The following is a 25,036-nucleotide window of genomic DNA, read 5'->3' as shown; positions in this document are numbered from 1 at the left end:
GGGTTGGCGTATCTTTGCTTCAAAAGAACAGTAAACTTGGTCTCACTATAGATGAAATTACGGTTGGCGAGAAAATTCATATTACTGAAAAAATAGAGGATAAAGATTTAATGCTTTATTTAGGGCTTACAAATGATAGCAATCCGCTCTATATTCAACATGATTATGCAGCAATGACACCATTTAAAAAGCCAATTGTACCAACCATCATGTTAAATGGCATTATTACGTCAGCTGTGTCGAAGTATATACCTGGACCAGGTGCACGAATTATTGAACAGCATATAAAATACTTAGGACCACTCTATCATTATGAATTATTTGATACACTATTAGAGGTAACAGTAGTCAATAAAGTACAAAATACAATTACGGTTTCAGTAAACTCATACAATGAGCAAAAGCAACTTGTGATTAAAGGTACATTACTGGTAACGCCACCACTTGCGTTATAGTAAACGTCTTGTAGATTTGAAATGGGGGTTTCAAATCACTATCGGAGGCATTATACATGACAAAAACAATTTTAGTTGTAGAAGATGAATTATCCATTGCAACATTATTAAAATATAATTTAGAGCAGGCTGGTTATGTAGTTGAAACAGCCGCGGATGGACAAGAAGGTCTAGATAAAGCTATCACGCTACAGCCTGATTTAATGCTGTTAGATTTAATGCTTCCTAAGCTAGATGGTATGGAGGTATGTAAACAAATTCGACAGCAGCGCATGAATACGCCAATCATTATGCTAACGGCTAAAGACGACGAGTTCGATAAGGTGCTTGGTTTGGAACTCGGAGCAGATGATTACATGACGAAACCTTTTAGCCCACGTGAGGTATTGGCACGTGTGAAGGCGGTATTACGACGCTTTACACAAAATGTCGTAGTTGAGGATAAGGATGAACCATTAGAAAAAATGTATGAGTTTGGTCAACTGCGTGTATATCCAGAGCGTTTTGAGGTTTTTTTACAAGATGAAGCGCTTGAATTTACACCGAAGGAATTTGAACTCTTAATCTATCTACTTGAAAACAAAAACCGTGTATTAACACGTGATCAGTTATTAAGTGCTGTATGGAAATATGATTTTGCAGGCGATACTCGTATTGTGGATGTGCATATAAGTCATCTTCGCGATAAAATCGAAGAAAATAGCCGTAAGCCCATTTTTATTAAAACCATTCGTGGCCTTGGCTATAAATTTGAGGAGCCGAAATCGTCATGAAATCAATGAGCAACCGCTTATTCTTGACATTCATGCTATTGCTCGCAACAATACTAGCTGTCCTAATTATTGTCATAGGTCAGCTTTTTCCTGTTTATATAAAACAGTACAATGAACAGGAGAGCCCGCATATTCAAGAAGCGATAGATAAGGTATTAGAGGAACGACAGATTACACTATCTGCGGACGACAAAGAGGCGTTATTGGCAGTCCAAACAATTGACAATAACGACTCGCTGCTATCTTATTTACATGCACGACTATTTGTAGTACTCGCGATATTATTCTTAATCAGTATTATTTTAATGGCAATTGTAAGTCGCTATATGATTCAGAATTTTACCGCACCTATTGATAATGTGACAGAAACGGCACTTGAGCTTGCAAAAGGGAATTATCGTGCACGTGCCCATGAAAATGAGCAGGAACGGACGATGCCGCTTAGTCATTCTATCAATATTTTGGCACGTAATTTGCAGGATATTACAACGATACGTGAGGTTGAAGAGGAAAGGCTTAAAACGTTAATCGAAAATATGGGAAGCTCGCTTATGATGATTGGGCGAGAAGGGAATATATCGATTGTCAATCGTGTATTTTTAGAACGCTTTGGCATGCAACTTGAAGACGTGCAAGGAAAGGTTTTTCGTACAATTGGCTTGCCAAAATCATTGGAGCAATTTATCGATCATGTGTTTTTAACAGAAATGCCCTACCGTCAGCAAATTAAGATGGAAGTCCAACAAGAGTTATATAATAAAGAAGTATATGGTGCACCGGTTATTGGAGATCATGGGCGATGGCTTGGTGTTGTAATTGTTATGCATGATATTACTGAGCTTATACGTTTAGAGCAAATTCGAAAAGACTTTGTCGCGAATGTATCACATGAACTTCGTACACCTATTACGTCTATTAAAGGTTTTTCAGAAACATTGCTAGACGGGGCCTATAAAGATGAGAAAATGTTACTGTCTTTTTTAGAAATTATTCATAAAGAAAGTAATCGCCTACAAATGCTCATTCAAGATTTACTAGAACTATCGAAAATTGAACAACATGGTTTTACCGTTAATATTATGCCAATGAACTTGCAAGATGTGCTCATACGAGGAGCAGAGCTGACAGGTCCTCGGCTAGATGAGAAAAATATGAGCTTTAATGTTGATATTCCAAGAGATGTAGAGGTAATGGGTGATGCGAATCGCATCATACAAATTGTCATGAATTTAATTACCAATGCAATCACCTATTCACCCGAAAATACGACTGTGACCATTCGTTTGAAGGAAGATGAAACGTATGGCATTCTTGAAATCGAGGATGAAGGAATCGGTATTGAAAAGCATGAAATTGCTCGTGTCTTTGAACGGTTTTATCGTGTGGATCGTGCACGAAGTCGGAATTCTGGCGGGACAGGCTTAGGGCTTGCCATTGTCAAACATCTAGTGGAGGCACATCATGGGCGTATTCAGGTGGAAAGCGAAGTCGGCGCCGGTACAAAAATGATTGTCATGATTCCTAAAAAATTAACGAATTCTTTACAATAACATGATGTAAGATTCACATTAAGGGACTATACTAATTTGTAGAAACCCCCCAAATAGTTTGATAAGACCAAATGTAGCTTGATTCACTCGTATGCTCATCAGTGGGAGATGAAGAAAACCTTCACTGATTGGAGTTTCATTTTATGGTTGTAGCTACACCACAAAAAGAATCTATTTCCAAAGTTTTTTGGAGGTGGATTCTTTTTGTGTTTTACACTTACCTAAAATAGGTGTAAAGTATAGTAGCATAAAAGATTGAAAGAAGGTTGACCATGAAAATCGCCAAATGTCTCGTGCAAATTGGCTATCTTTACATACTATTATTTGTCGGAAATAGTATTGCACGCATACTTCACTTGCCGATTCCAGGGAGCATAATAGGGCTAGTATTATTGTTTTTACTACTACAGTTTCATATCATAAAACTTGAATGGGTTGAGCTAGGTGCGGGATTATTACTGAGTGAATTATTATTGTTTTTCATTCCATCAGCAATTGGTGTTATCAATTATGATGCACTGTTCGGTGTTCAAGGCATGAAAGTCGTCCTTGTAATCGTCGTGAGTGCCATTGTCGTCATGCTAATGACGGGTTACACAGCACAATGGCTAGAGCAACGAAAGAAGGGTGATACTGCATGAGTATGTTGATTGCTGTAATAAGTTTGCTGGGAACTATCGCCATTTTTTACACGTGTAAAATATTCTATCAAAAGTTTAAAAAAGAATGGCTAACACCAATGCTTATCACACCATTAGTCATCATTACTGTTTTACTGCTAACAGGAACATCCTATGATTCCTATAATGCAGGAGCCAATATTTTAACGAACTTACTTGGGCCGGCGACAATTGCTTTTGCCGTACCGATATATAAAAATTTCTCGCTTCTAAAAAAACATGCCTTTGAAATTTTTCTTAGTATTGCTGTTGGGTCGGCTGTTGCAATTATATCCTCATTTTTCATGGCATTAATGCTTGGATTAAATGACGAACTAGTGCACAGCTTAGTACCACGTTCTGTCACAACACCCATCGCAATGGATATTTCAAATATGATTGGCGGTTCGCCAACACTCACTGCTGTTTTCGTTATGACTACGGGTATTCTTGGAAGCCTACTTGCACCACTAATCATTCGATTAAGTCGTTTTCGTACACCGTCCACAAAAGGTTTAATGCTTGGTATGGGGGCGCATGGTACAGGTACTTCTAAAGCATTTGAGTTTGGTGAGCTGGAAGGTACTTTTGCAAGTTTAGCCATGGTTGTTGCGGCTTTAATTAGTATAATCTTATCAACAACATTTTTCCCTGTATTTGAACAACTTGTTATGAATATCCTGTTGCCTTAATTGGTGACAGGATATTTTGATTATATAACAGTGTAAGACGCCCAATAAATATTATTTTCTTGAAACTTTTTGTAAGTTTTCCCGTATACAATAGTACTAAGTAAAAGGGAGGAACAGACATGAGTGTGAAAAAGACACTAATGATGGTGGGACTTGGAATTTTCGGTATTGTGGCACTGATCGCTGTATTTACATCGTGGTACACAGTAGATGAATCGGAGCAAGCCGTTGTCATTACATTTGGTCGTGCTGATGATATGGTTACAAATCCTGGTTTACACTTTAAATTACCTTGGCCAGTTCAGTCGGTAGAGGTTTTATCGAAAGAAACATTTAGTTTACAGTTTGGTTATAAGCAAAACAAGTCAGGCGAGTTGGAGGACTATGATGCTGAAACGAAAATGATTACGGGGGATGAAAACATCGTTTTAACAGATCTCGTTGTTCAGTGGAAAATTACAGATCCACGAAAGTATTTATTCAGTTCACAAAATCCAGAAGAAATTCTACATAGCGCCACATCAAGCGCGATTCGTTCAATTATTGGGAGCTCAACGATTGATGCGGCGCTAACAGATGGTAAGGCAGAAATTGAAGCGAATACGCGTGATTTACTCGTATCTTTAGTAGAAAAATATGATATAGGTGTTGGTATTTTAGGTGTAAAACTACAAGATGTGGAGCTACCTAACTCCGAAGTACGTGCAGCCTTTACAGCAGTTACAGATGCACGTGAAACGAAAAATACAAAAACAAATGAAGCACAAAAGTATAAAAACCAACGCATCAGCGAAGCTGAAGGTGAAAAAGATGCCATTATTTCAAAGGCTGAAGGTGCAAAAAAAGCGCGTACTGAGCAGGCACAAGGGGATGTGGCCGTCTTCAATAAAATGTATGAACAATATAAAGGCAATCAACAAATTACACGTGAACGTTTAGTGTTAGAAACACTTGAAAACGTCCTACCGAAAGCACAACTTTATATTATGAATGATGATGGCAGTACAATGAAGTATTTACCATTACAAGCGTTGCAACCTACAGAACAGCAAACGACTACAGAGAAAAAAGAGAAAAAAGAGGGGAGCGGTAACTAATGGACCAAAAAAATAAGGACCTTGATAAATTTCTAAGTTTTTTATCAGGTAAAACGAAAAATACCGCTCCTGCTGATGGAGACAAGAGCGATAACGTTGTAAAAATGTCTAAAAAAAGTCCCTTAAATCCAAAGAAATTCCTTTCACTTGCTGTCACTTTAACGGTTGTATTTGCACTTGCTATTATTCTATTTGCTAATGTTTATATTGTAAAAGAATCTGAGTATGCCGTCGTTCGTCAATTTGGAGAAGTGGTGAAGTTTGAACGTGATCCTGGATTGAAAATAAAGGTGCCATTCATTCAAAGCGTAACGAGATTACCAAAAAATCAAATGACGTATGATATTTCAGAGGAAGAAATTAATACTAAAGATAAAAAACGTATTATTATTGATAACTACGCTGTATGGCGAATTACAGATCCGAAGGCGCTTATTTCAAATGCAGGAACACTTAGTAAAGCAGAGACTCGTATGGAGGAATTTATTTATTCGGTTATTCGTACGGAACTTGGACAATTGAAGTATGAGGAAATTATTAATGATGAAAATTCCTCTCGCGGTAGCTTAAATGACCGTGTTACTAAACGCGTAAATAAACTATTGTCAGATGATAAATATGGTATTGAAGTGGTCGATGTTCGTATTCGTCGTACGGATTTACCGTCTGAAAATGAACAGTCTGTTTACACTAGAATGGTGTCTGAACGTCAATCGATTGCACAATTATATCTATCAGAAGGTGATGCAGATAAACGTCGTATTGAAGCACAGACAGATCGTCAAGTTCAAGAAATGCTAGCAACAGCAAATAAAGAAGCATCGTTAATTCAAGCGGAGGGAGAAGAAGAGGCTGCCAAAATTTATAACAGCTCATTCTCAAAAGATCCTGAATTTTATTCCTTGTATCGTACGCTCGAATCGTATAAGAAAACTGTCGGGGAAGATACAGTCATTATTTTGCCATCCACTTCACCATATGCAAAACTTTTATCAGGCTATATACAATAATTTAGTAATCCTTGCAGGGATTTAATAGTAGTGGAAATTGCGTACTAGCAAAGTATGCAATTTCCACTTTTTTGTTATAGCAAATTCATAATTAAGTGTTTCATAGAATCCTATTTTCTGATAAAATTATGATGTTTAGAAATGATAAATGGGGGTAATAGCTGTGAAATTACAAATTAGCACGTGGCTCCAAAATTTAGGAATAGCTTGTAGTATGGCATCGTTGTTTACACTTTTCTTTCGACTAACAGATTTTGAATGGCTGACGAAAAGTGTTTATTATATACCGGTATTTTTTGTGGTTTTATTTTTAATAAGTTTAGTTATTGCGGAAGATGTCCGTAAGGCATTTAAAAAAATGTTCTGGTACGAGAAACGTAAAGTACAGCGACCTATTTGGCAGGTAGGGATTGGATTCATTTTCTTCCTAGCGCAAATTGGTACAGTCATGGTATTTAGTATAAAGCTCACACAACCTGAGCTTGGTGGTATGCCTTTATTTTTAGTGATTGCTTTTATGAATGCCTTTATTTTAACGGTTATATATGAGGAAATTTTCAATCGCAAAGATAAGACAACAGAAGTAAGCCAATAGTGATATAGAGTCGATTGCATTAGGCAATTGGCTTTTTTTGTGACTAGGCTAGAATTGCTCCAGTTTTGTTCTATTTAGAAATTTTAACGGATTTTCGTCTCTATGATTGGTAAAAAGTTTGTTTTCCCGATAAAGTAATGGGAAGAGGCATTTTCAAACATACGTTTTCGTTTTACAATAGAAAGACGACGACAACGCAGGAGGAATTTTAAATGACAAAGGAAAAATTGCTATTACTGGACGGCAATAGTTTAGCGTATCGCGCGTTTTTTGCGTTGCCATTGTTAACGAATGATAGTGGTATTCATACGAATGCAGTATACGGTTTTACGACAATGTTACAAAGGATTTTGGCGGAAGAACAGCCGACGAAGATGCTCGTTGCCTTTGATGCGGGAAAAACAACTTTCCGTCATGATACGTTTACAGAATATAAGGGTGGACGTCAAAAGACCCCACCAGAATTATCTGAGCAATTTCCATATATACGCAAGCTGATCGATGCATATGGTATTAAACGCTATGAACTTGAAATGTACGAAGCGGACGATATCATTGGGACATTGGCAAAGGAAGCGGCGACTCAGGATATAGACGTTATTATCGTATCGGGAGACCGTGACTTAACACAGCTCGCAACAGAACAGGTAACCGTGTATATTACGAAAAAGGGTATTACGGAAATTGAAAAAAACACACCAGCCTTTATTGAGGAAAAATACGGTTTAACACCATTGCAAATTATCGATATGAAGGGTCTAATGGGGGATGCTTCGGACAATATTCCAGGTGTGCCAGGTGTAGGTGAAAAGACTGCGGTTAAATTGTTAAAAGAGCACGGATCAGTAGAGGCCCTTTATGAGGCAATGGATACCGTAAAGACTTCTAAAATGAAAGAAAAGCTTGTCGCAAACGAAGAACAGGCACTTATGAGTAAACAGCTTGCAACAATTTTCACAGAGGCACCGATTGAAGTAGCACTGACAGAGCTTACCTATAACGGTCCGGATGAGGCAGCGCTAATCGATGTGTGGCAGGAACTTGGCTTTAAATCACTACTAGAAAAAAGTGATTTTACGATCGAGGAAGAAGAACGTGCACCATTTGCTTATGATATTGTACAAGAAGTAAAACCTGAGTTCCTCAAGGATGTAATGGCCGTACATGTGGAGCTTGAGGACGAGCATTACCATACATGTCAGCAACTTGGAATTGCTTTTACAGACGGTACAGCTACAAAATATGTGCCGTTTGACGTTGCGGTAAAATCAGATGTACTTCGTCGTTGGCTAGAGGATGCAACAAAAGTGAAATATATGGCTGATTCAAAGGCATCCCAGGCAGCCTTAAAGCGTGAGGGGATTCGTTTAGCCGGTGTTGACTTTGATTTACTGCTTGCATCCTACATTAACAATCCTGCACTTAGTGGTGATGATGTGGCAACTCTTGCAAAGGAGCTTGGCTATCGTGATGTACAAGCTAATGAATCGGTTTACGGAAAAGGAGCAAAACGTGCTGTACCAGATACAGCTATACTTGCCGAACATGTGAGCCGTAAAGCCTTTGCTGTTTGGGCATTGCAACCGAAGCTGGAGGAGTTACTGCGTGAAAACGAACAGTTTGAGCTTTATAAAAATTTAGAACTGCCACTTGCAGCCATCTTAAGTGAAATGGAAAGTGAAGGTATTACGGTGAATCGTGCGACGCTAGAAGAAATGGGACAGGAGCTGACTGATAAGTTAGTAGTCCTTGAGCAAGCTATTTATGCTGAAGCAGGCGAAGCATTTAATATTAATTCACCGAAGCAGTTAGGGGTTATACTTTTCGATAAGCTTGGACTTCCTGTAATCAAAAAAACGAAGACGGGCTATTCGACAGCTGCAGATGTATTAGAAAAATTAAAGCCAGAGCATGCGATTATTGAACATATTTTAATGTATCGTCAATTAGGCAAATTACAATCAACTTATATTGAGGGTCTGCTAAAAGAAATTCGTGAACAAGATAGCAAGGTGCATACGCGCTTCCAACAGGCATTAACAGCGACAGGACGCCTGAGCTCGACAGATCCAAACCTACAAAACATTCCAATTCGTTTGGAGGAAGGACGTAAAATTCGTCAGGCATTTGTACCATCTCAAGAGGATTGGATTTTATTCTCGGCTGACTATTCACAAATCGAACTGCGCGTTCTTGCTCATATGTCTGAAGATCCAAACTTAGTAGAAGCTTTCCGTGAAGGGATGGATGTGCATACGCGTACTGCGATGGATGTCTTCCATGTATCTGCGGAAGAGGTCGATAGTAATATGCGTCGAGCTGCTAAAGCAGTTAACTTTGGTATCGTTTACGGAATTAGTGATTATGGCTTATCGCAAAATTTAGATATCACGCGTAAAGAAGCTGCTCTATTTATTGACAAGTATTTTGCGAGCTTCCCGGGTGTAAAGCGCTATATGGATGACATTGTACAGGATGCAAAGTTTAATGGCTTTGTGACAACAATATTAAATCGTCGTCGCTATTTACCTGATATTACTAGCTCTAACTTCAATCTAAGAAGCTTTGCGGAGCGTACAGCAATGAACACGCCAATTCAGGGTAGTGCTGCTGACATTATAAAAAAAGCGATGATTGATATGGATGCCCGTTTGAAAAAAGAAAATATGCAGGCAAAGCTTCTTTTACAAGTGCATGATGAATTAATCTTTGAAGCACCAAAAGAAGAGATTGCTCTGCTTGAAAAAATCGTACCAGAAGTAATGGAGAATGCCATCGAGCTTACTGTACCATTAAAAGTGGACTTCAACTACGGGGCAACATGGTACGAAGCAAAGTAGGAGGTGTTAAAGTGCCTGAATTACCAGAAGTTGAAGGTGTTGTACAGGCGTTAAAACCTGAAATTGAAGGACGTACAATTGAACAGGTACAGCTATCTGAAATCATTCGCTTTTCTTTTAGTGAGGGAAAACAATGTATCGTTAAACAATCAGAGCCAGATGCGTTTGAAATGGCGCTAACTCAAATGACAATTCACAGGATTGAACGTCGTGCAAAATATATCTTTTTCCATCTATTGAAAGAGGATGTGCCTTATATATTAGTCAGTCATTTAGGAATGACAGGTGCATGGTTTGTTGTTAATTCCCCTGAAGATATTGGAGAGGCTAAATTTAAAAAACATATTCATGCAACATTTCACATGTCAGACGGTGGGTATTTAATTTACTCAGATATTCGTCGCTTTGGTGAGTTGCGTTTTTTAGCACAGATAGAAGATCATGCACCACTAACAAAAATGGCACCTGAGCCGTTCGATGAGTGCGCGAGTACTTATTTTATTGCCAAAACGTTATTACCTAAATACGAGAACAAGGCTGTTAAAGAAGTGATAATGGATGGACAAGTTGTTTCAGGCTGTGGCAATATATATGCCACTGAGGCATTATTTGCTCAAAAAATCCATCCTGCTTGCAAGATGAACCGTCTTAGTGAAAAGCGGAAGCGTGAATTATTTGAGGCGATTGTAGCGATACTTCGGCAAAGTATTGATGCTGGTGGTTCAACAATTTCAGATTATCGCAATATAAACGGTGAGGCGGGAAGCATGCAAAACCGACTGAAAATGTATGGGAAGAAGATATGCCCAGCGTGTGAGACCGAAACGAGTCAAATGACAATTGGTGGGCGCACATCAGTCTTTTGCCCAAATTGTCAACATTAAAGGGGAATTTACTATGATTATCGGACTAACAGGAAGTATTGCAAGCGGAAAAAGTACTGTAGCGAAAATGATGACAGCGCTTGGTTTGCCGATTGTAGATGCAGATATTGTGGCACGTGATGTCGTAGAACCAGGTACAAAGACGTTAACAATAATTGCTGAAAATTTTGGTGAGGCCATATTGCATGCAGATGGTAGTTTAGACCGCGCAAAGCTGGGCGATATCATTTTCCACGAGCCTGCAAAGCGTAAAATCTTAAATGATATTATGCATCCTGCCATTCGGCAAGAAATGCTTCGTCAACGCGATGCTTTTGTTGAAGTTGGGCAAACACATATCGTCATGGATATTCCACTGTTGTTTGAAAGTAAATTACAGCATTTCGTAGAGCGTATTATCGTTGTATCCGTCAGAGAAGATGTACAACTTCGCCGCTTAATGGAGCGTAATCATTTAACGAAGGAGGATGCGCTAGCTCGCATTCATTCCCAGTTGCCATTGTCCGTAAAGGAAAAAGGTGCTCACGCGGTAATTTACAATAATGAAGATTTACAACAAACTGAGGAGCAATTAAAGAAAATCCTTCATCATTGGGGCGTTCTTTAATATTAAGTGCGTAGCGAGAACATATCGCTACGCATTTTTTTGCGTGTAAGCGCCATAATAAAAATAAAGTAAAAACTTTCATCGATGGGAGTTTTCTTCGATTTTTTAGTTGAAGCAAACGGTTGCTACGGTGGAGTATCCGTTAGTATCAGAGGAACTTATTGGTCATTTATTTTTCAGAAAATAAGAACTTTTTTATTATGAGTATATAATGTTCATCTTTTTTAAAATTGTGTTATACTAATCAGCATAAAGTATAATTAATATGAGTTCGTACTCACAGGAGGATTTTATAAATGACAGTATCAATTGCTATTAATGGTTTCGGACGTATCGGACGTATGGTTTTCCGCCAAGCGATCGTACAAGAAGATTTAAATATCGTTGCGATTAACGCGAGCTATCCAGCTGAAACGTTAGCACATTTGATTAAGTATGACACAAATCACGGAACATTCGAAGGTACGATTGAACCTGCAGGCGATGCTTTACTTGTAAATGGTAAACGCGTGCAAATTATTAGCGAACGTGATCCATTACAATTACCATGGGCGAAAATGGGTGTGGATATCGTTATTGAAGCAACTGGTAAATTCAATGATCGTGAGAAAGCAGCAATGCACTTAGAAGCGGGAGCGAAAAAAGTTATCTTAACAGCACCAGGTAAAAATGAAGATATCACAATTGTTTTAGGTGTAAACGATGAAAAACTTGATGTTGACAAACATGACGTTATTTCCAACGCTTCTTGTACAACAAACTGCTTAGCACCAGTGGCAAAAGTATTGAATGACACATTTGGTATCGAAAGCGGTTTAATGACAACAGTTCATGCTTATACAAATGACCAAAAGAACCTAGATAATCCACATAAAGATTTACGTCGTGCACGTGGTTGCGCACAATCAATCATTCCGACATCAACAGGTGCTGCAAAAGCATTAAGATTAGTGTTACCAGAGTTGGATGGTAAAATTCACGGTATGGCACTTCGTGTTCCAACACCAAACGTATCTTTAGTTGACCTTGTTGTAGATTTAAACACGGATGTAACAGTAGAATCTGTAAATGCTGCATTTGTGAAAGCCGCAACTGAGGGTCCAATGCAAGGTATCTTAAACTTCTCAATCGAGCCACTTGTATCGATCGATTACAATACAACAACTTACTCTTCAACAGTAGATGGTCTTTCTACTATGGTAATGGGCAACCGTAAAGTGAAAGTACTTGCTTGGTATGACAACGAGTGGGGCTACTCTGCACGTGTTGTAGATCTTATGAAAAAAGTTGCAAGAGCGTTAGAAACAGTTAACGCATAATTTTTATTCCATTAAAACTGCTCTTCAATATTGGCTATAAACAGGGCATATACCAACCTTTTAAATTTACTTTTTAATGAGCACATTGAAATCCTAGTGGTTTCGATGTGCTTTTTTAGCTGGACAAATATACTACATCTTGTCAGAAAAAACGAAAGTGATTTTTTACAAGCGGGAAATTTGTTATAATAGAAATATTAAATTGTTGTGGAATCAGGAGAGTAAATATATGAGATGTCCATCTTGCCAATTTAACGGAACACGTGTAGTGGATTCGAGGCCTGTAGATGATAATAAAGAAATTCGTAGACGTCGTGAATGTGAGTCATGTAGCTTTCGCTTTACAACGTTTGAAAAAATTGAAGAGACACCATTAGTCGTTGTGAAAAAAGAAGGTTCACGGGAAGAGTTTAGCCGCGAAAAAGTATTACGTGGTCTAATTCGTGCTTGTGAAAAACGTCCTGTTGCTCTTGAAGTACTAGAGGAACTTGTCTTATCTATCGAAAAAGATTTACGTCGTATAGGCAATGCAGAGGTACGATCAGAGGATGTCGGAGAAATGGTGATGGACCGCTTGGCGAAAATTGATGAGGTCGCCTACGTGCGCTTTGCATCGGTTTACCGTCAGTTTAGGGACATCAATGTCTTTATTGAGGAAATCAAAGAAATCATTCAACGTCAAACTGAAAAGAAATCATAAAGCAAACAGAGAGGGTGAATGACGTTGATTCATTTGTATAGGGAATTACAACCAGCTGATACTTTTGACATTCGTCTACCTCATGCGCTTTCTACACAAGAACGTCAGTTAGTAACTTTGTTTTACCAGCCCTTAACTGGAGCAGAGCCAATCAGTCTGTATTTAACGTTATGGGCGGAGGCAGAGCAAATGCCAGGGCAGCAAATGTCACATTATTATTTAATGAATGTATTGGGGCTACCCATTGGCAAGGTTTTCGAGGCACGTATTGCGCTAGAAGCAATCGGCTTATTACGCACGTGGAAAAAAGAAGAAGCCGAACAACGTAGTTTTTTATATGAGCTTATGCGTCCATTGGATGCAGATAGTTTTATGAAAGATCCCCTTTTGTCGATGTTCTTGTTCAGTAAGATTGGAGAACAAGCGTATCGGAAACTGCGTCAACGGTTTATTCGACCTGTAAGAGACAGTGAGTTTAAGGATGTGTCACGTGCCTTTATTGATGTGTTTAAGCCAGTTAGTACAAATATTCCTACGGAGTTACAAGTTGGTACGGAAAGTAATAAGCCACAAAAAGTGTATCCGTTCTATTTCGAACAGTTTGACTTTGAGTTGCTGCAAGCCGGGTTATCGGATCAACTAGTGCCAGCGAGTCTATTAACGCTTGATGTACGTGAAGCCATAGCGAAACTAGCTTTCTTATATCACTTAACTGCATTGGACATGCAAAAAGTTGTCATTTTAGCACTCGATGATGATTTAGGCATATCACAAGAGCGACTGCGCAAAGCGGCAGCTGATTTTTATAAACTGACTGTGTCCAAGGAGCCGCCGAAACTTGCTAGAGTTTATGAGGCGCCAGCAGCGGTAGAGGATTCCATGCAAAAAACAAAAGATCAAGAGTTACAACACTATTTAGAAACGACTGCACCGATTCAAGTGTTACGAGATATTAATAATGGGAAAGAGCCACTGCAGACGTCTGTCCAACTCGCTGAAAGTTTAATCGTTCAGCACGGTATGCCAGTAGGAGTGGTCAATGCGCTTCTGGAATATGTCATGTTAACGACCGATATGAAACTACCTAAAAAATATGTTGAAACCATTGCTGACCATTGGGTACGTAAAAATATACAATCAGCGAAGCAAGCAATGGAACTTGCGCGTCAGGAGCATGATAAATATACAACGTGGAAGAATAAACCACAGACGTCAGCGAAAAAGAATACCTATGCAAAAAATCGCCGCGAGGAAAAAGTACCAGATTGGTTTTACAAGAGAAATGATAAGCAAGTAGAGGTACAGTCAGAATCGGCTGTAGATGCAACAGATTTTGAAAAGGAACGACTAAAAATACTAGAAAAGTTAAGCAACCAGCAAGAATAAGGTAGGTGAAAAACAATCGAACCAATTAATGGACCACTACAACGAGTGATTAAAATGCCATCCTTTCAAGAACGTTATGAGGCGATGCGTAAAGAAATTTTAGAAAACCCTCGTGTCCAGACATTTTTAGCAGAGCATGCAGAGGAATTAAGCTATGAGGCAGTAGAACGTAATTTGCCGAAGCTCCATGAATTTATAAGTCAATCTACTGAATGCTGCGGTTGCGACCATACTGCACATTGTACAAACTATTTAACAGGGTTTATTCCAAAACTGCGAGTAGTGCGGAATTCAGTAGAAATCGATTATGTACGTTGTGAACAAAAGGTTCGTGAGGATGATCGTCGTGATATTGCCAATATGATTGCAAGCATGCATATGCCGAAGGATGTTTTACAGGCGACGATTGAGGATTTATTTATTGATGATTATTCGCGTGTCGACATTGCAAATCGTGCAGCAGATTTTGTGCAACGCACACGTGAAACAGGAGTATTGCCAACAAAGGGCTTTTATTTATATGGGCAATTCGGTGTTGGGAAATCATTTGTGTTAGGTGCATTAGCCAATGAACTTGCAACCATTAAAGTGAGATCGGTCGTGGTTTTTGTCCCTGAGTTTTTGCGTGAGATGAAAAATGCAATTGGTGATAATTCACTGCAAGAGAAAATTGACTACGTCAAAAAGGCACCTGTTTTGATGCTAGATGATTTAGGGGCAGAAACGATGTCAGCTTGGACGCGAGATGAAATACTAGGTACCATTTTCCACTATCGAATGGCAGAGCAATTACCAACTTTCATTACGTCTAATTTTAACTATGATGAATTAGAGCACCACTTAGCACAATCGCAAAAAGGTGATTTGGAAGTGGTCAAGGCAGCTCGAATAATGGAGCGTATTAAAGCCATTACGGAGCCTGTGCAAATGGGTGGCAAAAATCGCCGCGATTAATATTGATAGTTGCAATTTACGACAATCGAGCGTATACTTTCACATATACAAAATAACAAAATGCATTGATGAGGACATGAGTTTTGTGTATCAGCTTAAAGAGAGGGGAGTCATTGGCTGTAAGCTTCCTAGTGTGAACACGTTATTTACTACCTACTGAGCAGCGAGAGGGAATATCTTTCGCCGGTCCCTAGCCCGTTAGCTAGCCTTGAGCTTCGTCTGACTTTATGGTCGGAAGGAAGAAGGGTGGAACCACGAGCACACGCTTCGTCCCTTTCATTAGGGACGGGGCTTTTTTGTTTTTTTATGGTTTATTATTTGCTCAATTAGTGAATAAAGTTGCTCCACCCTACATCATTATGCATCAAAACAAAAAAACAATAAGGAGTGCAAACAATATGTCAGACATGATTAAATTAACGTTTCCAGATGGCGCTGTAAAGGAATATGCAAAAGGCACATCGACTGACGACGTAGCAGCATCTATTAGCCCAGGACTTCGTAAAAAAGCTTATGCCGGTAAAGTAAATGGTGAATTACTTGACTTGAAAACACCAATCGAAGAGGATGCAACGATTGCCATCATTACACAAGATGACCAGGAAGCATTAGAAATTCTTCGTCACTCAACAGCTCACTTAACTGCACAAGCAATTAAACGTCTATTCCCAGATGTAAAGCTTGGCATCGGTCCAGTAATTGAAGGTGGATTCTACTACGATATTGATGCACCAACACCAATTACTGCTGAAGACCTACCAACAATTGAAAAAGAAATGAAAAAAATTATCGCTGAAAATATTGAAGTAGAGCGTAAAAACGTTTCTCGTGATGAAGCTCAAGCAATCTTCACTGAAATTGATGATGAATACAAATTAGAACTTCTTGAGGCTATCCCAGCTGACGAGCAAGTATCTATTTACTACCAAGGTGAATTTTTCGACCTTTGTCGCGGTATTCACGTACCATCAACGGGTAAACTACGTGAATTCAAACTTCTTTCATTAGCTGGTGCTTACTGGCGAGGAAACTCTGATAACAAAATGCTGCAACGTATTTACGGTACGGCTTTCTTTAAAAAAGAAGAGCTAAAACATCATTTGCAAATGCTTGAAGAAGCAAAAGAACGTGACCATCGTAAAATCGGTAAAGAATTAGAGCTGTTTACAACTTCTCAAAAAGTAGGGCAAGGTTTACCACTGTGGTTACCAAATGGTGCAACAATCCGCCGTGTTATCGAACGATATATTGTGGATAAAGAATTATCTCTTGGATACAAACATGTGTACACACCAGTCCTTGGTTCAAAAGAGCTTTATCAAACTTCAGGCCACTGGGACCATTACCAAGATTCAATTTTCCCACCAATGGAAATGGACAACGAAACATTAATCATGCGTCCAATGAATTGCCCGCACCATATGATGGTATACAAAAACAGCATGCACTCATACCGTAATTTACCATTACGTATTGCAGAACTTGGTACAATGCACCGTTATGAAATGTCAGGTGCAGTTTCAGGGCTACAACGTGTACGAGGCATGACGTTAAATGATGCGCATATCTTTGTTCGTCCAGACCAAATTAAAGTAGAATTCCAAAAAGTAGTGCAGTTAATCCTTGAAGTATATAAAGACTTCGATTTAAAAGATTACTCGTTCCGTTTATCTTATCGTGATCCAGCAGATACAGAGAAATACTTTGATGATGATGCAATGTGGGAAAAAGCACAAAGTATGTTAAAAGAAGCAATGGATGAACTTGGCTTAGACTACTTCGAAGCTGAGGGTGAAGCTGCATTCTACGGTCCAAAACTTGACGTACAAGTAAAAACAGCTATCGGAAAAGAAGAAACTTTATCAACTGTTCAGTTGGACTTCCTATTACCTGAACGTTTTGACTTAACTTACGTTGGTGAAGATGGTAAACCGCATCGTCCAGTTGTTATTCACCGTGGTGTAGTGTCAACAATGGAACGTTTTGTTGCTTTCTTAATCGAAGAATACAAAGGTGCATTCCCAACTTGGTTAGCACCAGTGCAAGTAGAAGTGATTCCTGTATCAAACGAAGCGCACTTCGACTATGCAAAACAAATTGAAGAGCAATTAACAGCTGCAGGCTTACGTGTAGAGATGGATGATCGCGAAGAAAAACTTGGCTATAAAATCCGTGAAGCACAAATGAAAAAAATCCCATACATGCTTGTGATAGGGGATAAAGAAGTAGAAGCAAAAGGCGTAAACGTTCGTCGCTACGGCTCAAAAGATTCAGAAACAATTAGCTTTGAGGATTTCCTAGCGAACATTAAAGCAGAAGTAGCACGCTTCTAATAAAATCAGATAAAAACCTCCCTCCCGTTGAACGGTGAGTGAGGTTTTTATAGGTAATATAATATTTTTAGGTATAGAATATAAATTAATAGGTTATACTAATTGTAAATGAGCAAAATGAAAATAATTATTTGACAGCTTGTTAAGTACATGCTAATATAATGAAGGTTAATGAATACAAAGTTTGTGGTTGAAGTAGAGGCTGCCCGCTTCTCACCTGATACAACGCTTAGGCTGTGAACAGGTATGACACGTTGAATTGTTTTGCGTAAACTTGCGCATGCACATATAGCGGGCGGACATCTTCAAAAATGTCCGTCCTTTTTTTATGGACATGACGAGAGGATGTACCGTTCAACCGGGCAAGGCTTTGCCCAAACCATGTATTCGCGACAATTACTTGGAGGTGGATTACTATTAGCAAAGACATGTATGTAAACGAAGGCATTCGCGCACGTGAACTTCGATTAATCGATCACAATGGTGACCAGCTTGGTGTAAAGACACGTAATGAAGCGCTAGAAATCGCCGCTCGTGTAAACTTGGATCTTGTCCTTGTGGCCCCTCAAGCCAAGCCGCCAGTCGCTCGTATCATGGACTATGGTAAATTTAAGTTTGAACAGCAAAAGAAAGACCGTGAAATTCGTAAAAATCAAAAAGTCATCGTGATGAAAGAAGTTCGTTTGAGCCCAACTATCGATGAACATGATTTTCAAACGAAGCTACGTAATGCCGTTAAATTCCTTGAAAAAGGTGATAAAGTAAAATGTAGCCTACGTTTTAAAGGTCGTGCGATTACACATAAAGATATTGGTCAACGTGTGTTAGATCGTTTTGCTGAAGCTTGTGCTGAAGTATCGACGGTTGAACAAAAACCGAAGATGGAAGGCCGAAGCATGTTCTTAGTTCTTCAACCAAAGAACGAGAAATAATATTAGACGAACAGTTTAGGAGGAATTCGACATGCCAAAAATGAAAACTCACCGTGGAGCTGCGAAACGTTTCAAAAAAACGGGTACAGGTAAATTAAAATATGACCGTGCTTATGGAAGCCACTTATTCGCAAACAAATCTACGAAACAAAAACGTCACCTACGTAAAGCAAACGTAGTATCATCTGGTGACTTCAAACGCATCAAATCATTACTTGTTTACATGAAATGATTAACTACACAAAATAAACTAATATTCATTTTTAAATGAAAAGCAGGAGGTAATTCATATGCCACGCGTAAAAGGCGGAACAGTGACGCGCAAACGTCGTAAAAAAGTATTGAAATTAGCTAAAGGTTACTATGGTTCAAAACATACATTATATAAAGTTGCTAACCAAGCAGTAATGAAATCAGGTCAATATGCATACCGTGACCGTCGTCAGAAAAAACGTGATTTCCGTAAATTATGGATCACTCGTATCAACGCAGCTGCTCGCATGAATGGTCTTTCATACAGCCGTTTAATGCACGGATTAAAAGTTGCTGGTATCGAAGTTAACCGTAAAATGTTAGCTGATCTAGCTGTAACTGATGCAGCAGCATTCACTCAATTAGCAGACGCTGCTAAACAAGCAGTTGCTAAATAATTTTTGACATAGTCAAAATTACTTCTGCGACAGTCGTAGAATGGTGTGAATAAATAAGTATCGTAAAGATTGATGGATTTTTCCATCAGTCTTTTTTTATGTTACACTAGTAAAAAAATAGAAAGAGAAAAGGCATTTTTGCTTCAACTTGTAGCAATTGAATTTTCAACAAATAGATAGAATAGAAAACAGGTGAAACTACATATTGCAAAGGGTATGTTAGGTAAACCACCAAAAGGAGTTTCTCATGGCACAAGCATTACTTGCCTATATGGCAATAGTTTCAGTGGTACTGCTTATTATGATGGGCATGGATAAATCAAAAGCGAAAAAGCATGAATGGCGCATTGCAGAGCGTACATTATTTACATTAGCCATCGCTGGTGGTGCAGTTGGAGGCGTACTAGGAATGTATTTATTCCGTCACAAAACGCGCCACAATAGCTTTGCTTTCGGTTTCCCACTACTTGCAGCTATTCAAATTTTTATCGTCGTGCAATTATGGGGGAGCGCTCTCTAGAGGGCGTCCTTTTTTATTGTCATGATGATGGCATCGATAAATTTGGAAAGTTGGGCGATAAATTTAAATAGTTAGGTGATAAATCAAAAAAGTTGGGTGATAAATTAAAAAAGTTAGGTGATAAATCAAAAAATGTACTCGATAAATCACAAAAAGTCATTCGTTAGACATAAAAACACACCCTCATGAAGAGGATGTGTCGCGCATAAGCTGTTCAATGGGTTGCTTCCAGTTAATTTTGGCGTTTGGATAATTCATTAAGATTTCCTGCTGGAGGTACGTGAAGTCACTTTTAGTAAACCCTTGCAGTGTCGCAGCGTCTCGAGCACCAACGAAAATCGTCACAACCTCAAATGCATCTTCGGTCGTGCCTAAGTATTTTTCGCCTTCAAAAAGTGCACCCTTAAAAGAAATAAAGAAATTTTTTCTTACATTTTTGACGTCATCATAAAAGTAGTACTGGCCTTTTTCATAGGCTTCATCAAGTTTTCGCTTAGGATCAGTTATATAACGTATCGCTTTATAAAATACATAAATAATAAGCGCAATGACAGCAAGTCGAATAAGTAACGGTAACATTTTTAATTTCCCCCTTGAATAAAGGTTATTCCTTCCTATACGATTAGGGGGGACAATTAGTTTCACTATTTATAAATATTTTTAGGAATTTAGGAGAAAAAAAATGAATTTACAACAATTGTTTATAATGCAAAAAGAACTAGATGAATTTATTGAGAAAACACAAAAAGTTGAACACGATGTATTTAAGGAAAAAGGATTAGCATTAATGGTCGAACTGGCAGAACTTGCTAATGAAACACGTTGCTTTAAGTTTTGGAGTACAAAAGGACCATCCGCACGTGACGTCATTTTAGAGGAATATGTGGATTCGATTCACTTTATATTGTCGCTTGGTTTATTAAAAGGCTATACGACTATCGAAAAGTGGCCAGTGATAGAGGAAAAACGAGATTTGACAGAGACCTTCTTAATGACACAAGACTATATTTTAGCGTTTATTGGTCAGCCAACCGAGGATAAATATTTAGCGATATGGCAATGTTATGGATTGCTTGCGTATAATCTAGGCTTTACTTTTGAAGATGTTGTGTCTGCCTACATTGAAAAAAATGAAGAAAATTATAATCGCCAACGTAATGGCTATTAATTTCAATTTCTAAGAAGTAAAAAAATCGTCAATTTTCAGACGATTTGCTAGGAATATTTCGGTAAACGAAGTATAATAGAGGAGATATAAGATGTAGGAGGCAAAAGGATGACACAACTAGATTCAACTTTGCAAATGTTCAAAGATTTAACGGATGCGAATGGTATTGCAGGTAATGAGCGTGCACCTCGTGAGGTCATGAAAAAATATATCGCACCGTACGCAGATTCAGTAGAAACAGATAATTTAGGAAGTGTGATTGCTAAAAAAGTGGGCGATGAAAATGGTCCTAAAATTGTTGTCGCAGGTCATTTAGATGAAGTAGGTTTCATGGTGACTCAAATTGACGACAAAGGCTTCATTAAATTCCAAACTGTAGGTGGCTGGTGGAGCCAAGTTATGCTTGCCCAGCGTGTAACCATTACAACGCGCAAAGGTGAAGAAATCATCGGGGTAATCGGTTCTAAACCGCCTCATATTTTACCAGCAGATGTACGTAACAAAGTAGTAGACATTAAAGATATGTTTATCGATGTTGGTGCAGCTTCAAAAGAAGAGGTACTGGAATGGGGCGTACGTCCTGGTGATATGGTGACACCATATTTCGAATTTAATGTCATGAAAAACGACAAGTATTTATTAGCTAAAGCATGGGATAACCGTATCGGCTGTGCCATTGCAATTGATGTTATGAAAGCATTAAAGGATGAAAAGCATCCAAATATCCTGTATTCTGTAGGGAACGTACAAGAGGAAGTTGGCCTTCGTGGTGCGAAAACAGCAACGCATAAAATTCAGCCCGATATCGGCTTTGCTGTCGATGTTGGTGTAGCTGGAGATACACCAGGAGTAACGCCAAAAGAGTCAAACAGTAAAATGGGTGCTGGCCCGCAAATCGTTGTCTACGATGCCTCGATGGTATCACATCGTGGCCTACGTGAATTTGTTTTAGACGTGGCAGACGATAACAATATTCCATATCAATTTGAGGCGATGGCAGGCGGCGGTACAGATGCTGGCTCTATTCACTTGACTGCAAATGGTGTACCTGCACTATCAATTGGTATTGCCACACGCTATATCCACTCACATGCGGGTATTTTACACCGTGATGACTACGATAACGCGGTAAAACTTATGGTTGAAGTGATTAAAAAATTAGACCGTGATGCAGTGAACAAAATTACATTTGACTAAGATGATTCGAGCTTGCCCTTGGGCAGGCTCTTTTTAATTGGCTATACTTTTTAAACTACATAAGCAAGGTCCTGTCCTTTACCATTTCTCAAGTGGAAAAGTTAGAATTCACTTTTTGCAGCAATTATTTGTACAATAAAAAAAGTTAATAATGCATAAATATTCGAATTGACGAATTCCTGACACAATCCACAATTAAATTCTAAGTTTTGAAAATAAACATAAAAATTCAGTTGATTTTATATTTATGCATGTGTATACTAAATTCAACAGCAATAAAAGCAAGGAGCGAAGGCTATGAAACTATTAGAAGAAGTACAGTTAAAGTTAGTGTCTAGCTTAAAAGGAAAAGACCTACTGACTTTGTTAGACTATACAAGTGAAGAAGTTCAGGGATTAATTGAACTATCAACTCAACTGAAAATTATTACAAAAGAAGGTAAATGTCCGAAGCTATTAGAAGGAAAAACACTCGGTATGATATTCGAAAAACATTCAACACGTACACGTATTTCATTCGAGGTTGGCATGAATCAATTGGGTGGTAAAGGTATGTTTATGCATGCACGTGATTTACAAATTGGTCGCGGAGAGTCAATTTATGATACAGCACATGTGCTATCAGGTTACTTAGATGGGATTATGATCCGTGCAAACTCACATGCCATGGTAAAAGAACTTGCAGAGCATGCTGCCATTCCAGTTATAAATGGATTAACAGATATTTATCACCCATGCCAGGCATTAGCGGATTTAGAAACAATTGCAGAAAATAAAGGTGAACTAAAAGGACTTAAAATTGCATATGTTGGAGATGGCAACAACGTGGCGCACTCATTAGTAGTCGCTTCTGCACACGTAGGAATGCACGTAGCAGTTGCAACGCCAGTTGGCTATGAATGTGATACAGAGGTTATCGCACAAGCACAAGCTATCGCAGCAGCAAATGGCAGTACGATTACTATTACGAATGATCCAGTAGAAGCGGTGAACGATGCTGACGCTGTTTACGCAGATGTTTGGACATCTATGGGGCAAGAAGAAGAAGCTACCAAACGTCTACAAGATTTTGCTGCTTACCAAATCAATGACGAGCTTGTTGTCCATGCGAAACCTGATTATATGTTCCTCCACTGCTTACCAGCGCACCGTGAAGAAGAAGTGGCAACATCAGTTATAGATGGCCCTAATTCTTACATCTTTGAGCAAGCAGAAAATAGACTACATGCACAGAAGGCAGTGCTTGCATCAATTTTAGGATAAATAAACTTCTGTGGCGAATCAGATAGGTGCTCAACAGTAAAACGGTTTATATGCCTCAAAAAAGGCAGTCTTTGTATCATTTTGGTTGAATGGTTGACATATGCTTCTCGGGTTGAGAAGTGCTGATATATTTAGAGTTCAAGTTGGCAACAGAGGGTGGCAATTTGAATAAATAACAGCGACAAGCAGACAGAGGGATGTGTGTCGCACGCGATGTAAGTTGTCAAGATGGATGGCCTCATCGTTACATAGAGAAAGTAACCTGGGAGACGCTAGGTTACTTTTTTTGTCTTAATTTAACAAACGGTTTAAATTGCATCCTTGTGTTTTTCAAATTCACCGTTCAGAGTTAGCAAGAGCTAGTTCATCAAAATCACAAAAGAGACGAGCTAATTAAGAATTTAAATACCTAGTTTTCCAATCTTTTATAGAGAATAAAGGTGGGAATCTATATAATAGGATAAATAAGTAATTTTAGGAGGGCTACAGTTGAATATTGACCATATCGAAGCGTTTTTATATGTTGTGCATTACAAGAGCATTCATAAAGCTGCTCATGCATTGTTTTTGTCACAGCCAACAGTGACGGCGCGTATTAAATCATTGGAGCGAGACTTAAATGTTGAGTTATTTCACCGGGATGGACGAAGCGTCATCTTATCGGATAAGGGGAAGGATTTCTTACCATTTGCGACACAGATTGTGCAAACGTTTCAGCAAGGAAAGAAGCATTTAAAAGAAACACAGCAATCGGACGAAATATGCATAGGCACAAATCTTGTGACGGCTCAATATTTTTTAGCGTACGCATTGCCTAAATGGAAAAAAAGTTTTCCACACATGCGCTTTCAAATAATAACTGGTACAACAAGTGTGATTTTAGAAAAATTACAAAGTCACCAAATTGATATAGGGTTTATTCAATACGTGCATAAGGATGGCATTAATAATGAGTTCTTGCTGAGTAATGCTGTTAAATTGGTCATGCATCGAGATCATCCTTGTAGCGGAAATTCACTTGTTAAAGCGAAGGAGCTTGCAAAGCAGAAAATGGTGTTTTTTGAGTGTGGTGCGTTTGATTGGAATTATGTGCACAAAATGTTTGAGGTAGAAGGCGTTACAGCCAATATTGAAGTGCGTACAGATCATTTAGAAATAGCCAAAGCATTAATTCACACGAAAGAATACCTGAGTTTTTTGCCACATTTATGTGTGAGAAATGAGCTTGCAAGTGGTGAATTTATAGAAATTGATGTCAAACATTTACTCGATATGAACCAGCATATTTTTTTGACATATAGAAATAAGAAAACACTTGCACCAGCATTTTGGGATACAATGCTAGAAACGGCTGTGCAATTTCAAGAACAAGAAAGGCCTGATTGATAAAATATTTTATTGAGAATTAAAATTTTTTCTATTAAGCGACCTATTGCATAAAGGGTAAATGAA

25 protein-coding genes are annotated in these 25,036 nt (G+C 38.6%); 24 read left to right on the top strand and 1 reads right to left on the bottom strand.

The window, feature by feature from the left end; all coding sequences use genetic code 11:
- Positions 1-14: 14 nt before the first annotated feature.
- The 20 genes from H131_RS15975 (at position 15) to H131_RS15880 (ending at position 19,956) form a co-directional block, all read left to right on the top strand.
- On the top strand, positions 15-455 hold the full coding sequence (locus tag H131_RS15975; protein ID WP_010860177.1) for a MaoC/PaaZ C-terminal domain-containing protein: 441 nt from the start codon (positions 15-17) through the stop codon (positions 453-455).
- Positions 456-511: 56 nt separating this feature from the next.
- Complete coding sequence (locus tag H131_RS15970) at positions 512-1,228, top strand: response regulator transcription factor (protein WP_010860176.1); 717 nt, start codon at positions 512-514, stop codon at positions 1,226-1,228.
- On the top strand, positions 1,225-2,778 hold the full coding sequence (gene pnpS / locus H131_RS15965; RefSeq protein ID WP_010860175.1) for a two-component system histidine kinase PnpS: 1,554 nt from the start codon (positions 1,225-1,227) through the stop codon (positions 2,776-2,778). Before H131_RS15970 ends, pnpS begins: the two co-directional genes overlap by 4 nt.
- Positions 2,779-3,050: 272 nt before the next feature.
- Positions 3,051-3,419 carry a CidA/LrgA family holin-like protein gene (locus tag H131_RS15960; protein ID WP_036130635.1) on the top strand — a complete coding sequence of 123 codons (369 nt, stop codon included), beginning with the start codon at positions 3,051-3,053 and terminating at the stop codon, positions 3,417-3,419.
- Positions 3,416-4,129: an LrgB family protein gene (locus H131_RS15955; protein ID WP_010860173.1), complete on the top strand. Its 714-nt coding sequence runs from the start codon at positions 3,416-3,418 to the stop codon at positions 4,127-4,129. Before H131_RS15960 ends, H131_RS15955 begins: the two co-directional genes overlap by 4 nt.
- A 119-nt stretch (positions 4,130-4,248) precedes the next feature.
- Positions 4,249-5,226 carry an FtsH protease activity modulator HflK gene (gene hflK / locus H131_RS15950; RefSeq protein WP_036130632.1) on the top strand — a complete coding sequence of 326 codons (978 nt, stop codon included), beginning with the start codon at positions 4,249-4,251 and terminating at the stop codon, positions 5,224-5,226.
- Entirely contained in the window at positions 5,226-6,236 is a 1,011-nt protein-coding gene (hflC, locus tag H131_RS15945) for a protease modulator HflC (protein ID WP_010860171.1), read from the top strand. Before hflK ends, hflC begins: the two co-directional genes overlap by 1 nt.
- A 163-nt stretch (positions 6,237-6,399) precedes the next feature.
- Entirely contained in the window at positions 6,400-6,831 is a 432-nt protein-coding gene (locus tag H131_RS15940) for a hypothetical protein (RefSeq protein ID WP_036130631.1), read from the top strand.
- Between the two features lie 212 nt (positions 6,832-7,043).
- On the top strand, positions 7,044-9,671 hold the full coding sequence (gene polA, locus H131_RS15935) for a DNA polymerase I (RefSeq protein WP_010860170.1): 2,628 nt from the start codon (positions 7,044-7,046) through the stop codon (positions 9,669-9,671).
- Positions 9,672-9,682: 11 nt separating this feature from the next.
- Complete coding sequence (gene mutM, locus H131_RS15930; protein WP_010860169.1) at positions 9,683-10,555, top strand: bifunctional DNA-formamidopyrimidine glycosylase/DNA-(apurinic or apyrimidinic site) lyase; 873 nt, start codon at positions 9,683-9,685, stop codon at positions 10,553-10,555.
- 13 nt (positions 10,556-10,568) lie between these two features.
- Positions 10,569-11,162, top strand: a complete 594-nt coding sequence (gene coaE / locus H131_RS15925) for a dephospho-CoA kinase (RefSeq protein ID WP_010860168.1) — start codon at positions 10,569-10,571, stop codon at positions 11,160-11,162.
- 296 nt (positions 11,163-11,458) lie between these two features.
- The gene (locus H131_RS15920) at positions 11,459-12,481 is read left to right on the top strand and encodes a glyceraldehyde-3-phosphate dehydrogenase (protein ID WP_010860167.1); all 1,023 of its coding nucleotides are present in this window, start codon (positions 11,459-11,461) and stop codon (positions 12,479-12,481) included.
- A 229-nt stretch (positions 12,482-12,710) separates the two neighbouring features.
- Entirely contained in the window at positions 12,711-13,181 is a 471-nt protein-coding gene (gene nrdR, locus H131_RS15915; protein WP_010860166.1) for a transcriptional regulator NrdR, read from the top strand.
- Between the two features lie 18 nt (positions 13,182-13,199).
- Complete coding sequence (locus H131_RS15910; protein WP_036130626.1) at positions 13,200-14,567, top strand: replication initiation and membrane attachment family protein; 1,368 nt, start codon at positions 13,200-13,202, stop codon at positions 14,565-14,567.
- Between the two features lie 24 nt (positions 14,568-14,591).
- Positions 14,592-15,521: a primosomal protein DnaI gene (gene dnaI, locus H131_RS15905; protein ID WP_268891045.1), complete on the top strand. Its 930-nt coding sequence runs from the start codon at positions 14,592-14,594 to the stop codon at positions 15,519-15,521.
- A gap of 398 nt (positions 15,522-15,919) precedes the next feature.
- Positions 15,920-17,854: a threonine--tRNA ligase gene (thrS, locus tag H131_RS15900; protein ID WP_036130622.1), complete on the top strand. Its 1,935-nt coding sequence runs from the start codon at positions 15,920-15,922 to the stop codon at positions 17,852-17,854.
- A 428-nt stretch (positions 17,855-18,282) separates the two neighbouring features.
- A complete protein-coding gene (gene infC / locus H131_RS15895) occupies positions 18,283-18,786 on the top strand; it encodes a translation initiation factor IF-3 (protein WP_010860162.1) in 504 nt (167 codons plus the stop codon).
- Between the two features lie 31 nt (positions 18,787-18,817).
- On the top strand, positions 18,818-19,018 hold the full coding sequence (gene rpmI, locus H131_RS15890; RefSeq protein WP_010860161.1) for a 50S ribosomal protein L35: 201 nt from the start codon (positions 18,818-18,820) through the stop codon (positions 19,016-19,018).
- A gap of 58 nt (positions 19,019-19,076) precedes the next feature.
- A complete protein-coding gene (gene rplT, locus H131_RS15885; RefSeq protein ID WP_010860160.1) occupies positions 19,077-19,436 on the top strand; it encodes a 50S ribosomal protein L20 in 360 nt (119 codons plus the stop codon).
- A gap of 247 nt (positions 19,437-19,683) precedes the next feature.
- A complete protein-coding gene (locus H131_RS15880) occupies positions 19,684-19,956 on the top strand; it encodes a DUF1294 domain-containing protein (RefSeq protein ID WP_010860159.1) in 273 nt (90 codons plus the stop codon).
- Positions 19,957-20,139: 183 nt separating this feature from the next.
- Here the strand turns inward: H131_RS15880 and H131_RS15875 are convergent, their stop codons facing one another.
- Positions 20,140-20,535 (bottom strand): hypothetical protein, encoded by a 396-nt coding sequence (locus H131_RS15875; protein WP_036130616.1) that lies wholly within the window; start codon positions 20,533-20,535, stop codon positions 20,140-20,142.
- 103 nt (positions 20,536-20,638) lie between these two features.
- Here H131_RS15875 and H131_RS15870 point away from each other — a divergent pair, with 103 nt between their 5' ends.
- The 4 genes from H131_RS15870 to H131_RS15855 all read left to right on the top strand — a co-directional run bounded on the left by H131_RS15870 (position 20,639) and on the right by H131_RS15855 (position 24,970).
- Positions 20,639-21,124: a dUTP diphosphatase gene (locus tag H131_RS15870; protein ID WP_010860158.1), complete on the top strand. Its 486-nt coding sequence runs from the start codon at positions 20,639-20,641 to the stop codon at positions 21,122-21,124.
- A gap of 108 nt (positions 21,125-21,232) precedes the next feature.
- The gene (locus H131_RS15865; RefSeq protein WP_010860157.1) at positions 21,233-22,321 is read left to right on the top strand and encodes a M42 family metallopeptidase; all 1,089 of its coding nucleotides are present in this window, start codon (positions 21,233-21,235) and stop codon (positions 22,319-22,321) included.
- Between the two features lie 297 nt (positions 22,322-22,618).
- Entirely contained in the window at positions 22,619-23,584 is a 966-nt protein-coding gene (gene argF, locus H131_RS15860) for an ornithine carbamoyltransferase (RefSeq protein ID WP_010860156.1), read from the top strand.
- A 489-nt stretch (positions 23,585-24,073) separates the two neighbouring features.
- The gene (locus tag H131_RS15855; protein ID WP_010860155.1) at positions 24,074-24,970 is read left to right on the top strand and encodes a LysR family transcriptional regulator; all 897 of its coding nucleotides are present in this window, start codon (positions 24,074-24,076) and stop codon (positions 24,968-24,970) included.
- The last annotated feature ends 66 nt before the right edge of the window (positions 24,971-25,036 follow it).

Origin of the sequence: Lysinibacillus sphaericus OT4b.31, from assembly GCF_000392615.1 — a bacterium.
Taxonomy (GTDB): Bacteria; Bacillota; Bacilli; order Bacillales_A; family Planococcaceae; genus Lysinibacillus; species Lysinibacillus sphaericus_B.
The sequence above is the reverse complement of the archived record's forward strand: the minus strand, read 5'-3'. Positions and strand labels throughout refer to the sequence as shown.

What these genes read in the sequence shown, in the direction of transcription:
- H131_RS15910 (WP_036130626.1), top strand. Translation starts at nt 13,200, where the DNA reads ATGACGTTGATTCATTTGTATAGGGAATTACAACCAGCTGATACTTTT.
- rpmI (WP_010860161.1), top strand. Translation starts at nt 18,818, where the DNA reads ATGCCAAAAATGAAAACTCACCGTGGAGCTGCGAAACGTTTCAAAAAA.
- hflC (WP_010860171.1), top strand. Translation starts at nt 5,226, where the DNA reads ATGGACCAAAAAAATAAGGACCTTGATAAATTTCTAAGTTTTTTATCA.
- H131_RS15875 (WP_036130616.1), bottom strand. Translation starts at nt 20,535, where the DNA reads ATGTTACCGTTACTTATTCGACTTGCTGTCATTGCGCTTATTATTTAT.
- pnpS (WP_010860175.1), top strand. Translation starts at nt 1,225, where the DNA reads ATGAAATCAATGAGCAACCGCTTATTCTTGACATTCATGCTATTGCTC.
- polA (WP_010860170.1), top strand. Translation starts at nt 7,044, where the DNA reads ATGACAAAGGAAAAATTGCTATTACTGGACGGCAATAGTTTAGCGTAT.
- infC (WP_010860162.1), top strand. Translation starts at nt 18,283, where the DNA reads ATGTATGTAAACGAAGGCATTCGCGCACGTGAACTTCGATTAATCGAT.
- H131_RS15880 (WP_010860159.1), top strand. Translation starts at nt 19,684, where the DNA reads ATGGCACAAGCATTACTTGCCTATATGGCAATAGTTTCAGTGGTACTG.
- H131_RS15970 (WP_010860176.1), top strand. Translation starts at nt 512, where the DNA reads ATGACAAAAACAATTTTAGTTGTAGAAGATGAATTATCCATTGCAACA.
- hflK (WP_036130632.1), top strand. Translation starts at nt 4,249, where the DNA reads ATGAGTGTGAAAAAGACACTAATGATGGTGGGACTTGGAATTTTCGGT.
- thrS (WP_036130622.1), top strand. Translation starts at nt 15,920, where the DNA reads ATGTCAGACATGATTAAATTAACGTTTCCAGATGGCGCTGTAAAGGAA.
- argF (WP_010860156.1), top strand. Translation starts at nt 22,619, where the DNA reads ATGAAACTATTAGAAGAAGTACAGTTAAAGTTAGTGTCTAGCTTAAAA.
- H131_RS15920 (WP_010860167.1), top strand. Translation starts at nt 11,459, where the DNA reads ATGACAGTATCAATTGCTATTAATGGTTTCGGACGTATCGGACGTATG.
- H131_RS15960 (WP_036130635.1), top strand. Translation starts at nt 3,051, where the DNA reads ATGAAAATCGCCAAATGTCTCGTGCAAATTGGCTATCTTTACATACTA.
- coaE (WP_010860168.1), top strand. Translation starts at nt 10,569, where the DNA reads ATGATTATCGGACTAACAGGAAGTATTGCAAGCGGAAAAAGTACTGTA.
- nrdR (WP_010860166.1), top strand. Translation starts at nt 12,711, where the DNA reads ATGAGATGTCCATCTTGCCAATTTAACGGAACACGTGTAGTGGATTCG.
- H131_RS15865 (WP_010860157.1), top strand. Translation starts at nt 21,233, where the DNA reads ATGACACAACTAGATTCAACTTTGCAAATGTTCAAAGATTTAACGGAT.
- rplT (WP_010860160.1), top strand. Translation starts at nt 19,077, where the DNA reads ATGCCACGCGTAAAAGGCGGAACAGTGACGCGCAAACGTCGTAAAAAA.
- H131_RS15955 (WP_010860173.1), top strand. Translation starts at nt 3,416, where the DNA reads ATGAGTATGTTGATTGCTGTAATAAGTTTGCTGGGAACTATCGCCATT.
- H131_RS15870 (WP_010860158.1), top strand. Translation starts at nt 20,639, where the DNA reads ATGAATTTACAACAATTGTTTATAATGCAAAAAGAACTAGATGAATTT.